The sequence below is a fragment of the Pseudalkalibacillus sp. A8 genome (assembly GCF_045920555.1).
In the GTDB taxonomy this organism is placed as follows: Bacteria; Bacillota; Bacilli; order Bacillales; family Fictibacillaceae; genus Pseudalkalibacillus.
The window spans coordinates 3,456,279-3,468,662 of sequence record NZ_CP174509.1 but is presented as its reverse complement, the minus strand read 5'-3'; the positions used below and the strand labels follow the sequence as shown (position 1 = coordinate 3,468,662).

Here is a 12,384-nt window from a genome sequence, read left to right as displayed (position 1 = left end):
AAATGTTCTGAAAGGGAGGACATCAAGTTGGAGAAGCAAGATCAAGCCACGTTATTGCGTGAAAAAGTGAATGATATCGCTGATCCATCTTTACATAGCAATGAAGTGGATATTATGAATCTGCCTCCAAGAAGCGAAAAACATTCAGGTACAGGAGCACAGCAAAAAAAGACGATTAGCCAAGGTAAATTTCATTTATGGATTACACGGGGGATCGTCATTTCTTTTCTATGTATGATCTTCTTTATCGTTTATTATTTATCCTCCGATATGGACATGGATCAAGAAATGAAAAAAGATACAGTCCGACTGATTAATATCATCAAATGAAAAAACATCAGGTGAACTGATGTATACCGCATTCCCTCCTAGCATAGTTTTGAATAGGAGGGAATCTAAATGGATGGCTTACAGTATTGGAAGTTTAAACAATATCTTGTTTCAGAAGTTACTTTGGAAGTGGTCAAAAATTTGATTGAACGAAGGACAAAAGAAAAACGATTTGAGCAACTCTTATTGAAGTGGTCTTTATCTTTATTTGTCGTCCTTTTCTTCAGTATTGTATACACTTACTTCTACAAGCTTCCAGCTCTTGAACGAATGTTTTTGACGAATCGGGATGTAATGAGTGGTCTTACACAGGATAAGCTGTTATTTATTCTCTTTATTGCAGGAGTTTTTTGTGTGATTCAAATGGTCCATTACAAGAAAAAACATACCAAGGCTGAAAACGAGTACGAAGAATTAAGGGTAGCAACAATAGAACGAGGAGAAGAACTGTGGGAAAAACCAGTTCCATGGAAACATAGACATGAGGTATTTGATTGGCTGAAACGTGAACATGATATCAACTTATATCACAAATAATCCTACATGGGACAAGGACAGCCGAAGAAGGCATTTTCGCTTCTGCAAAATAACTGGTCATTTATCTGTACGTGATCTTTTGTAATCAATTGAATTCTGCCAAATGCAACTGTTTCATACTCTTTCATGCAAAACACTTCAACTGGGAGTCCGATCTTCTGGCTGTATTCCAAATCCTGATCTAGAACGAGAGACTTATTCGTAAACTTGGATATGGTCATGATGTGTCCTCTCCTAACTTTAATTTTTTGAATTTTCTCATACTCAAATTCTTAGTTTAATCTTATAGGAAATTTACATAATTTTCAACCTCATTTGTTTAAATATTCTGATAAAAAATAAATTTTTTAACTCCTAGTAGGAATTACCTAAAGTATTATCGAAAAGAGTTAGGTACCAATTTATCAGGGGGGATAAGATGTTTGTTAAAAGTATTATGATACCAAAAGCGAAAGCATATGTTGTTGAAAGTACAGATACTCTGAAAGATGTATTACATAAGTTGGATCAGTATCAAATCGATGGGATGCCAGTCGTCAATGGTAACAAATATACAGGTATCATAACGTTGAACAGGATCTATAAGGCATTCTTCGAATCTGGCGCAGAAAGGGAGAAATTCCTCAGTTCAACTGTTGCTGGCGACATAGCTGATTATAAGGATGATTTCATCGATGAAGAAGAGATATTTGAAAAGATACTTTTGATAGTCAAGGACCGTCCACTTGTAGCGGTTGTTGATGAATCATGTGATCTGAAAGGTGTCATCACACGATATGATACCCTCGAACAGTTCCAAAGTGCTTTCGGTATGAATCGGAAGGGTGTCCGTATTTCGTCTCCTCATCAGAAGCAGAAGGCCGAATTGCCAGGCTTGCTGAGATAGCCAAGCAATTTCATGAAAATATCATATCTCTTGCAACCTTTGACGAAACGGATAAGTTCGTCAGAAGGATCGTCATGAAAGTCGAAAAACAACAGAACATTGATAAATTCATAAGAAAACTTGAAGCCTCCGGTTTTCGAGTTCTTGATATAAAGGAAGATTGAAAACATGAAATTCCTTCCCTTTTCATACGGTATAGGGGAGGGATTTTTGTGTTTAAACGAATCATCGCATTATTGATCGGTTATTTATCATTGTATACTGTTGTAAATGATATCCCGACTGCGTCGTATGATGAATTTATGCAATGGGTTTCGAGCTTGATCTTGAACCCTTTTCATTTTGTCGTTTCATCCTTTTTGGCACTCATCGGTGTTATAGCATATGGCATTATGATCAAAACGGTCATCGCAGATTTTAAACACAGGAGCACCCAATCTTTGTTGGTGGGTATTATTTATTGTGCACTCGTCCTGGTGAGTATGTTTTCTCTCTATCGTATGAACCAGATTCTTATTTTGATATTCTTACCTTGTTCCGTTATTTATGGTATTATTTCGTTATCTCAACGTAAAGTTATCGAACGGGAACAGGAAGGTGCAGAATGATCATTATTTTAGTTTTATTGGTGGGCTTAGGACTGATATTGCTTGCTTATATGTGGCATGAAGCCCATCGGATTGTGGTGAAAACCCACAAACTCTACCTAGATGATTTTCCTGAAAGCTTCAATGGCTTAAAGGTTTTTTTTATTTCAGATATCCATACACGGGAGATTGATGATAAATTACTGGAACAAATAGACGATTCTATTGATCTCGTCATTATTGGCGGGGATTTAATGGAAAGAGGAGTTCCATTCGAGCGTGTTTCAAGAAACTTAGACCAACTTTCAAAGATTGCACCTAATTATTTCGTATGGGGGAATAATGATTATGAAGCAGATTTTCGTAAGTTGGATGTACTTCTCAGAGAAAAAGGAGTCATGGTTCTTGATAATACTTGTACACGCTTTGAAGCAGGAGAAGAGACACTTACACTTTTGGGTACCGATGATCCGACTATGGAACGGGATCAGTTGGAATTAGCTGTCGCTGATGCAGATGAAAGGGAGACAAGCTTCAAGATCCTCGCCAGTCATAATCCTTCAATTGTCGAAAAGATTCAGAAGAAACATGAAATCGGATTGGTAATGAGCGGCCATACCCATGGGGGACAGATCCGTTTATTCAAATGGGGGATTGCTGAAAGAGGCGGCTTTAAAGAGCATGGGCACACCAAAGTATTCATAAGTAATGGTTTCGGATACACAAAGCTTCCATTAAGACTCTGTGCACCAGCTGAAACCCATGTGCTCACTTTATTTCGAAAAAGTAAATAGCTGTTCCTGGATTTCAAGCAATCCTCCATACTGCAGATCAAGAACTTTTCAGAACTACATGACCACCAAGAACCTTCTGTAATCGCCATCATATAGTGTAGAGAAAGGTGGAGTATTGCTGTTGAGGAGGACCATATATGCGACTGGAGCGTTTAACATATAATAAAATTAAAGTGTTTTTAACTTTGGATGATTTAGACGAGCGCGGCATCTCTAAAGAAGAAATGTGGCAAGACCTGCCTAAGGTCCATGAATTATTCAGGGATATGATGCTTGAAGCAGATGACGAACTTGGATTCAAAGCAGATGGTCCAATCGCCGTTGAAGTGTTTTCTTTGCCTGCTCAAGGAATGGTAGTCATTGTAACGAAAGGGCAAGCAACAAGTGATGATGAAGATTACGATGATGAGTACTTAGAATTACAAGTGACAATGGATATAAGCGATGATATCATATATGAATTTAAAGGCTTCGATGATATAATTGCACTTGCTTCAAGAGTCTACCAGTTAGGGATCACCGGTGGAGAAATTACTTATTATAACGGACATTATTACATTTCGTTTGAAGAAGAAGAGTATGAATTCCTTGATGTCGATATGTTCGTCGCACTTTTATCTGAATTTGGAAGTCCTTCTACGATCACGAAATGGCGTGTAAGAGAATATGGAAAGTTGATCATGGAAGGGAATTCAATGGAACAAATCAACAGATACTTTTTAAAAAATAGTGAATGAAACATAAGGGCTGGCAGATATGAATAGTGCCCAGCCCTTTTCTGTTCCACTTACAGCTATAATCCGGTTAGACTGTAATAAATTGATGTTGTATGGCTTAATTTTTCAAATTCAGGGTATTGTTAATAAATAAGCAATAAACACTGGAGAAAGCGGTTTCAAAATATAACAGGAAAACTTGCAGATATCACTTCTCATTACGCCTAGTAGGGTGTATACTATGCATTGAGAAATTGAAATCATACTTTTATTGGTATTATCACGGGAGGTAAACCATGTCTGCCAACAATACTTCAGATAATGAACAAGAAAAAAATGGACAAGACAACGTATTGATATCTACACAAACTGTAATTAATGATGCATTAGATAAGCTGGGTTACCCAGAGGAGGTATATGAGCTACTTAAAGAACCAGTCCGATTGATGACTGTACGAATCCCAGTCAGGATGGATGACGGTTCTATAAAAATATTCACTGGCTATCGTGCTCAACACAATGATGCAGTTGGTCCGACAAAGGGCGGGGTTCGATTCCATCCGCATGTAACCGAAACAGAAGTAAAGGCTCTTTCCATCTGGATGAGTCTGAAAGCAGGGATTGTGGACTTGCCTTATGGTGGAGGGAAAGGCGGGATCATATGTGATCCGAGAGATATGTCTTTCCGCGAACTGGAACGCTTAAGTCGCGGCTATGTCCGTGCAATCAGTCAGATCGTTGGACCGACAAAGGATATACCAGCACCTGACGTATTTACGAACTCACAAATCATGGCATGGATGATGGATGAGTACAGCCGTATCCGTGAATTCGATTCTCCAGGGTTCATAACAGGGAAACCATTGGTGCTCGGTGGGTCACACGGACGCGAATCAGCCACAGCTAAAGGGGTTACGATCTGTATCCGTGAAGGAGCGAAGAAAAAGGGGATCAACCTAGAAGGCGCTAGAGTGGTCATCCAAGGGTTTGGTAATGCGGGAAGTTTCTTGGCGAAGTTCATGTATGATGCAGGTGCAAAAGTCATCGGTATTTCAGATGCTTATGGCGGATTGCATGACCCTGATGGATTAGACATCGATTATTTGCTTGATCGTCGTGACAGTTTCGGTACTGTGACAAAATTGTTCAAAGAAACAATCACAAACCAGGAACTCCTTGAATTGGATTGTGACATTCTCGTTCCTGCAGCGATTGAAAACCAAATAACAAAACACAATGCTCATAACATCAAAGCATCGATTGTCGTAGAAGCGGCGAATGGTCCTACAACGATCGAAGCTACAAACATACTTACTGAGCGAGATATTCTTCTTGTACCGGATGTACTTGCAAGTGCAGGCGGCGTCACGGTTTCTTATTTTGAATGGGTGCAGAACAATCAAGGATATTATTGGACGGAAGAAGAAGTGGAAGAAAAGCTTGAGCAAGTCATGGTCAAAGCTTTCAATAATATTTTGACAACCGCAACCAACCGAAAAGTGAACATGAGACTAGCGGCCTATATGATCGGTGTCCGTAAAATGGCGGAAGCATCCCGTTTCCGTGGATGGATCTAAGGCAATTCAGTTGAAACGAATGTTAATATCCCCTATCATCAATATGTATGATAGGGGAATTTTTGTTTTCCCTATCTAAATGTTGATTTTTTTAGAAAATTCCTTAAGCGAAATTCGACCCGCAATTTTGGATGCAGAGAAGTGATGTCCAGCTCAGCGGCCAGTCACTTGGATCACTTCAAACTTCCTGCGGTGGCCGACACATTGATTTATGTCGAAGCGTATACCCACACAGAACCAAATCTTTGTTTGGTTCGAGTCTCCTCGTCAGTTTTCCAGTGACCTACGTGACTATGCGGGTCGCTTTCGCTTTTCTTCAGACCGCGGAAAGGGAGTGAATTTCGCAGATATCAACAATTAAGGATATTAGAGCTTTACATCATAGCCAAAGGTAAAAGTGGTTAACAGCTCGAGGAAGAAGAATAATATAGTGTGAAGTTGTCATTAGGAGTGAAGGAAACCATGCAAGCTGACGCTATCATTGTCGGCGGTGGTCCCTGCGGCCTTTCTGCAGCGATTGCTTTAGAGGAGATCGGTCTGAAACCAATCGTCATTGAAAAAGGGAACATTGTCAATTCGATTTATAATTATCCAACCCATCAGCAGTTTTTTAGTACGAGTGAAAAGCTTGAAATCGGAAACGTGCCATTTGTCATCGAACAACGGAAACCTAAACGGAACCAGGCATTATCTTATTACCGGGAAGTCGTAAAAAGGAAAAGGCTCACCATCCATGCATTTGAAGAAGTCATGAGTGTAGTTAAACGAGAAGACGGCCTGTTTATCATACGTTCTAAGAAACAGAATGAAGACGAACAGACTTACGAAACACCTTATGTCATCATTGCTACGGGATATTATGATCATCCGAATTACATGGGTGTGCCTGGAGAAGACCTTGATAAAGTATTCCATTACTTTAAAGAGGCCCATCCATATTTTGATCGTGATGTTACTGTCATCGGAGGGAAAAATTCAGCTGTTGATGCTGCCCTTGAATTGGAGAAGGTCGGAGCTCGGGTAACTGTCTTATATAGAGGTTCTGAGTATTCAGGGAGTATAAAACCGTGGATCCTGCCTGAATTCGAAGCGTTGGTCAGAAATGAAAAGGTGAAGATGGAGTTCAATGCCAAGGTTATCGAAATTAAAGAAAAGACACTGGTTTATGAGATCAATGGTGGACTGAAAGAGATTCCGAATGATTTTGTCTTTGCAATGACAGGATATCATCCTGATCATACGTTTTTAACGAAAATGGGGGTAGGGATTGAGGTAGAATCGGGAAGACCGTTGTTCAATCCTGAAACGATGGAAACAAACGTAAATGGCATTTTTATTTCGGGTGTAATTGCGGCAGGCAATAATGCAAATGAGATTTTTATTGAAAATGGTCGATTCCATGGAGGATTGATTGCAAACGAATTATTGAATAGGAACGAAAAAAAGGACTGACCTGGATTGGTACAGTCCTTTTTTCTTAGAAGTAATGTCTAGCTCAAATGCCCAACCACTTGGATCACTTCAGCCTCCGCGTAGGCCTTCGTGTCTGACCAGGGCGTTTGTTTGCGCTTTTCCATTCAATTTGATAAAAATGCCGCTCTCAATTGTTCCATATTGTAGTTCATTTCCAATGTCACCATCAGCTTCAAGCGAGCCTTTGGGCCATTCAATCCATTAGTCAATATTACACCGCGGTCTTTCAGATTACGTCCCCCACCTTCATAACTATAGTTGTCTTGAACGATTCCATTGAAACAGCGGGATACCATCACAATTGGAATCTGATTGTCAATGAAATGACCAATCTCCTCCATCAAGTCAGGAGGGAGATTACCTTGTCCCAATGCTTCGATGACAAGCCCATCAATTTCCATAGTACGAACAGCTTGTAGCAGCTCCTTTTGCATGCCCGCATATGCTTTTAACAAGACGACATTCTTCGAAAGACTTAACGTGTCATAATGCTCACGATGGACGAGGTTATGGTGGAACAACACACCCCGTTTAGTAATGATTCCGATAGGACCGGATTGAGGACTCTGGAAAGTCGCAATATTGCTCGTATGGGTTTTAGTAACATTCTTAGCAGCATGGATCTCATCATTGAATACAACCAATACTCCTTTGCCTTTCGCATCATCACTGGCAGCTGCCCTTACGGATGTTATGAGATTATGGGGTCCATCTGAACCTAATTCATTACTGGAACGCATTGCACCCGTCACTATGATTGGGATCTCGTCATCATGTAGCAAGTCCAGGAGATAAGCTGTTTCTTCAAGTGTATCTGTTCCGTGTGTGATCACGATTCCGTCGAAGGCTTTTTGTTTGATTTTCATATGTATATAGTTCGACAGTTTGATCATATGCGCTGGTGTGATATGAGGAGATGGCAGATTTAAGAAATCATCCATCGTAACCTTCGCAATGTGGGAAAGAAGTGCATAGGTCTCATGAAGGGGATTGACATCTCCAGGAATGACTTTACCGGTTTCTTTATCCTCACTCATTGCGATTGTCCCGCCCGTATGAATTACAAGAATTTCTTTCATGAATCTCAACCTCATTCCAAAATGTATTCTCAAACACTTAACATAACATGTTTGAATGCATCCGTCTAAACCTTGTTTCTTTCAATAGCTATTAATTAATATAACAAAATCATGGCTGTTCGTGATACCATAGAAAAAAATGGATTGGAAACGGGACGATGTAAATGTTTACTGTCATATCTGCAGGGATCGCTCCAGGTCTCGCCTTGCTGTCATTTTTCTATTTAAAAGAAAAATATAAGCCTGAGCCGATCTTAATGGTGTTACGAACCTTTATCATAGGTGTCCTTCTCGTATTTCCAGTGATGGTATTGCAGTTTGGCATTTATGAAGAGTTGCAAGTTACAGGATGGATAGATGCATTCTTCGTTTCGGGTTTTTTAGAGGAATTTTTCAAATGGTTCCTTCTTTATTTTGCAGCATATCAACATATCGATTTCAATGATCCTTATGATGGTATTATTTATGGTGTCTCGATTTCCTTAGGGTTTGCTACAGCTGAAAATGTATTGTATTTATTGGCGAATGGAATTGAAACAGCAATGATCAGAGCGTTACTCCCCGTTCCGAGTCATGCATTATTCGGAGTGATTATGGGATATTATCTTTCAAGGGGTAAATCGTCTGAAAAAGTGTATTCCAAAAGGTTATTTTTAATATCTTCATTATTAGTACCGATATTCTTTCATGGGTTTTATGACTATATCATTTTATCACTGATGCAAAAATGGATGGTTTTCATGCTGCCTTTCATGATCTTTTTATGGTGGTTAGGTTTGAGAAAAATCAAGTATGCACAAGGTGTTTCACAGGAAAATTATGAACAACAAAATCATGGAGCAGTAAATTGATTTCTCTTTTCGTATATGCCTGGTCGTCCACTTGATGACCAGGTTTTTTCTATTGATTTTTCTCTTTGTATAAAATCACTTCAATGACAGAAACTACGAACATTGAAAAGTTATACAGGATGCAACAGGAGGCTGTAATGATGAAAAGTGGAAATTTGTTCGTAAAAGTATGCTTATCATTGATACTATTGGTCATTCCGTTGTTGAGCGCTGTGCATATTGATAAAACAGACGCGTTCACTGCTCAAGTGATCCAGCATGGCGCAACGGGTGAAGATGTAATCGAACTCCAATCGAGATTGCAATATTTAGGGTTTTATAATGGGAAAATTGATGGGGTATTTGGTTGGGGTACATACTGGGCACTTCGAAACTTCCAGTATGAGTTTGGGTTGAAGGTGGATGGACTTGCCGGTCCAACGACAAAATTGAAACTCGCGAATGCGTCACAGTATCATGAAGGGTTTGTAAAAAAGAATATTCAAAAAGGAAAGAAATTCACCCATTACGGTGGAACACCACTAGAAAAACAGACCCAGAAAGGTAAAGCCCCTGCAAAGCAACCATCAGGACAAGGGGGAAAAGCACAACCTAAACAACAAAAGCCGAAACAAGGGAAGAATGTACCAAGCGGTTATTCAGAGAACGATATTCAGCTAATGGCGAATGCGGTTTATGGTGAAGCCCGTGGTGAGCCCTATGTTGGCCAGGTCGCTGTAGCTGCAGTCATTCTCAACCGTATTGAAAGCTCTTCTTTTCCAAATACCATTTCAGGCGTTATATTTGAACCACGAGCGTTCACTGCTGTAGCAGATGGACAAATCTGGCTTACACCAAATGAGCAAGCGAAAAAAGCAGTTATTGACGCCATCAATGGTTGGGATCCTTCGGACGGATGTATTTATTATTTCAATCCTGATACTGCTACATCCGGTTGGATTTGGACACGTTCACAAGTTACCCAAATCGGAAAGCATATTTTTGCTAAATAATGGAGGTGAAGAGACATGATCAGAACAATCTTAATAACGATATTGGCTATTGCAGTAATCGGTACCGGCTATTGGGGATATAAAGAACATCAAGAAAAAAACGCGATCCTTATCAACGCTGAAAATAACTATCAACGAGCATTCCATGATTTGAATTTCCATATCGATGCATTAGAAGAAAAGATCGGAACCACATTAGCTATGAATTCCCGGCAACAGATTTCCCCCTCACTTGCAGAGGTATGGCGATTGACTTCGGAGGCACATAACGATGTGGGGCAACTGCCATTAGCACTGCTTCCATTTAATAAAACGGAAGAATTCTTGACGAAAATCGGAGAGTTCAGTTATCGAATCGCAATCAGAGATTTGGAGAAGAAACCACTCTCTGATAAAGAGTATGCTACTCTTGAAGGTTTGCATAAAAACGCTACCGAAATCAAAAATGAATTACGAAATGTGCAATCGACTGTCATGAAGGAAAATCTAAGATGGATGGACGTCGAATTGGCACTTGCCACAGAAAACGATCCGATGGACAATACAGTCATCAATGGGCTCAAAACAGTCGACAAATCTGTCGAAGGTTACTCAGAAGTGAACTGGGGTCCGGAAATGACGAAGATCACCGAATTTGAAGATAATAAATATAAAGCCTTGAGTGGTAAGCAAATCACGAAAGAAGAGGCTAAGAACCTTGCTATCAAGTACCTTAAGCTGGATAAGAACAGTAAAGTGATTGTAGAGGAAAACGGAAAAGGTTCTCCATATGAGGCATACCGCATCTCTGTCAATGAACCAAAGAGCGATTCCAACATCTATATGGAACTGACCAAAAAAGGCGGTCATCCAACCTGGATACTAGAAGATCGAAAGGTTAAAGATGCTAAGATCAGCTTATATCAGGGAAGTGAAAAAGCAGTACAATTCTTGAACCAGCATGCAATGGATAAGATGGAAATGTCAACGAGCAACCAATTTGAAAACATTGGAATCTACACTTATGTGAAAAAGCAGGATGATGTACGGATCTATCCCCAAACAGTAACGATCAAAGTAGCCCTTGATACCGGTGATATCATTGGCTATGAAGGAATGAACTATCTGATTGGTGAAAAAGATCGGAAAATCACTTCTCCGGCTATTTCCCAAAAAGAAGCACAAGGTAAGTTGAATCCGAAGCTTAAAATCATGGAAACACACCAGGGAATCATCACGAATGATCTTGGTGAAGAGGTTCATTGCTATGAGTTCTTAGCAACAATGGGTAATGAGACATTCCGAATTTTCATTAATGCCAGCACAGGAATGGAAGAAAAAGTAAAAAAACTGGATGACCCTAATACACCAGTCAACAGTATGTAGGTAAATGAAACTTGCCGATGGCGATTGGTTGAGGCGAAGGCAGAGACTTAGTTGCGTTTATACTATTTTGCTAAAATTGGCCACTAAATCGAATGACTCCTTGCTGCCAAATTATCCTAACCTATAGTGAATTAAGAATCAGGAAAAGCAAATTTTGCTTTTCCTTTTCTTGTTAAAATGAAATAAATGACCTAAAGAATAAAAGGTGAGGGGGATATGCCATGATCAAAATCGGTGATACCCTTTTTCTCGAAATCCGGAAAACAGGGCAAGAACCGCAAAAGTTCCAATGTAAAGTCGAAGATATCAGGGGGGATCATTTACTCGTTACTTATCCATCCGACCTTCGCACAAACAAATCGGAATTTTTCATGGTTAAGAACAAAATTTTATGCACATTTTACGACAAAAGTTAAAATTACAAATAAGTTCCATACTGAAATGACAGATCGGAAAAAAGAACATATACCGTTGCTCATCTTATCCTTTCCTGGTTCAACCAATTTGGAGAAGATCCAGAGACGGGAATTCGTACGAGTTGAAACGGCAATAGATGTATCAATCCATCCGACAGAGCGCCAATTTCAACCTTTCGCTTGCATTACTTCTGATGTAAGTGCAGGCGGTTGTGCAGTCATCATGCCAGAGCGGTATCAATTGAAAGTTGGAATATTGCTGGATGGTGTTACCCTTAAAAGAACGACATAAATACATAAACCAAAAAGCAAAAGTCATCCGAGTCATAAAAGGGGAAAAAGGAAAAAGGGATAAAGCGCCTTTGCAGTTCCTCAAAATATCCGAGCAAGATAAGCAGCATATGTTGCGTTTTTGTTTCGAGGAGCAATTAATGCTGAAGAAAAAAGGATTATTATAGTCAGGTAATCGTTGGTTTCCTATCTTTCGTATTAGAGAAGCCTTATTTTGGAAACGATAGTGATAAGAACATACTGAGGATGCGATTAACCGATGAAGTTGATTGAACGTGTATTGATCAAGTTGATCATTTGTCAGATGATATTTCTTATTGCTGCCCAATATCTTTTATTTAATTGGGACTTTGGCACTTATTTCAATCGTTTATATGAATATGAAGGAATTACAAAAGGGAGCAGTGGAGAGACCGTTGAAGCGATAGACCGCTCAAATTTCCTATGGTATGATGAAGGGGTTGAAAATTGAAAGTATTATTATGATTTT

Annotated in this window: 16 protein-coding genes; 14 read left to right on the top strand and 2 right to left on the bottom strand. The window is 39.5% G+C overall.

Annotated features, from left to right (window positions below; all coding sequences use genetic code 11):
• The first annotated feature begins 27 nt into the window (after positions 1–27).
• Together ACJROX_RS17890 and ACJROX_RS17885 are read left to right on the top strand one after the other, a co-directional pair.
• On the top strand, positions 28–330 hold the full coding sequence (locus ACJROX_RS17890) for a hypothetical protein (RefSeq protein ID WP_408006560.1): 303 nt from the start codon (positions 28–30) through the stop codon (positions 328–330).
• A gap of 69 nt (positions 331–399) precedes the next feature.
• Positions 400–867, top strand: coding sequence for a DUF2663 family protein (locus tag ACJROX_RS17885; protein WP_408006559.1), 468 nt, complete (start codon positions 400–402; stop codon positions 865–867).
• 2 nt (positions 868–869) lie between these two features.
• Here the strand turns inward: ACJROX_RS17885 and ACJROX_RS17880 are convergent, their stop codons facing one another.
• Complete coding sequence (locus ACJROX_RS17880) at positions 870–1,088, bottom strand: hypothetical protein (protein WP_221565247.1); 219 nt, start codon at positions 1,086–1,088, stop codon at positions 870–872.
• 197 nt (positions 1,089–1,285) lie between these two features.
• Between ACJROX_RS17880 and ACJROX_RS17875 the strand changes: the two genes are divergently transcribed.
• The 6 genes from ACJROX_RS17875 (at position 1,286) to ACJROX_RS17850 (ending at position 6,879) form a co-directional block, all read left to right on the top strand.
• Positions 1,286–1,753, top strand: a complete 468-nt coding sequence (locus ACJROX_RS17875) for an HPP family protein (RefSeq protein ID WP_408006558.1) — start codon at positions 1,286–1,288, stop codon at positions 1,751–1,753.
• A gap of 212 nt (positions 1,754–1,965) precedes the next feature.
• Positions 1,966–2,361, top strand: coding sequence for a hypothetical protein (locus ACJROX_RS17870; RefSeq protein ID WP_408006557.1), 396 nt, complete (start codon positions 1,966–1,968; stop codon positions 2,359–2,361).
• Complete coding sequence (locus ACJROX_RS17865) at positions 2,358–3,134, top strand: metallophosphoesterase (RefSeq protein ID WP_408006556.1); 777 nt, start codon at positions 2,358–2,360, stop codon at positions 3,132–3,134. The genes ACJROX_RS17870 and ACJROX_RS17865 overlap by 4 nt, the downstream gene beginning before the upstream one ends.
• A gap of 137 nt (positions 3,135–3,271) precedes the next feature.
• Positions 3,272–3,871, top strand: a complete 600-nt coding sequence (locus ACJROX_RS17860; RefSeq protein ID WP_408006555.1) for a genetic competence negative regulator — start codon at positions 3,272–3,274, stop codon at positions 3,869–3,871.
• A 275-nt stretch (positions 3,872–4,146) separates the two neighbouring features.
• Positions 4,147–5,427, top strand: coding sequence for a Glu/Leu/Phe/Val family dehydrogenase (locus tag ACJROX_RS17855; protein WP_408006554.1), 1,281 nt, complete (start codon positions 4,147–4,149; stop codon positions 5,425–5,427).
• 462 nt (positions 5,428–5,889) lie between these two features.
• Entirely contained in the window at positions 5,890–6,879 is a 990-nt protein-coding gene (locus ACJROX_RS17850) for a YpdA family putative bacillithiol disulfide reductase (RefSeq protein ID WP_408006553.1), read from the top strand.
• 125 nt (positions 6,880–7,004) lie between these two features.
• On the opposite strand, the gene ACJROX_RS17845 is transcribed toward ACJROX_RS17850, so the two are convergent.
• On the bottom strand, positions 7,005–7,979 hold the full coding sequence (locus ACJROX_RS17845; protein WP_408006552.1) for an asparaginase: 975 nt from the start codon (positions 7,977–7,979) through the stop codon (positions 7,005–7,007).
• A 164-nt stretch (positions 7,980–8,143) separates the two neighbouring features.
• Between ACJROX_RS17845 and prsW the strand changes: the two genes are divergently transcribed.
• The 6 genes from prsW (at position 8,144) to ACJROX_RS17815 (ending at position 12,366) form a co-directional block, all read left to right on the top strand.
• Positions 8,144–8,830, top strand: coding sequence for a glutamic-type intramembrane protease PrsW (gene prsW / locus ACJROX_RS17840; protein ID WP_408006551.1), 687 nt, complete (start codon positions 8,144–8,146; stop codon positions 8,828–8,830).
• Between the two features lie 140 nt (positions 8,831–8,970).
• Positions 8,971–9,822, top strand: a complete 852-nt coding sequence (sleB, locus tag ACJROX_RS17835) for a spore cortex-lytic enzyme (protein ID WP_408006550.1) — start codon at positions 8,971–8,973, stop codon at positions 9,820–9,822.
• 15 nt (positions 9,823–9,837) lie between these two features.
• Positions 9,838–11,187: a germination protein YpeB gene (gene ypeB, locus ACJROX_RS17830; RefSeq protein ID WP_408006549.1), complete on the top strand. Its 1,350-nt coding sequence runs from the start codon at positions 9,838–9,840 to the stop codon at positions 11,185–11,187.
• Positions 11,188–11,408: 221 nt separating this feature from the next.
• Positions 11,409–11,603 carry a flagellar brake domain-containing protein gene (locus tag ACJROX_RS17825; protein WP_408006548.1) on the top strand — a complete coding sequence of 65 codons (195 nt, stop codon included), beginning with the start codon at positions 11,409–11,411 and terminating at the stop codon, positions 11,601–11,603.
• A gap of 25 nt (positions 11,604–11,628) precedes the next feature.
• A complete protein-coding gene (locus ACJROX_RS17820) occupies positions 11,629–11,895 on the top strand; it encodes a PilZ domain-containing protein (RefSeq protein ID WP_408006547.1) in 267 nt (88 codons plus the stop codon).
• A gap of 258 nt (positions 11,896–12,153) precedes the next feature.
• Positions 12,154–12,366, top strand: coding sequence for a DUF5359 family protein (locus tag ACJROX_RS17815; RefSeq protein ID WP_408006546.1), 213 nt, complete (start codon positions 12,154–12,156; stop codon positions 12,364–12,366).
• Positions 12,367–12,384 lie beyond the last annotated feature (18 nt).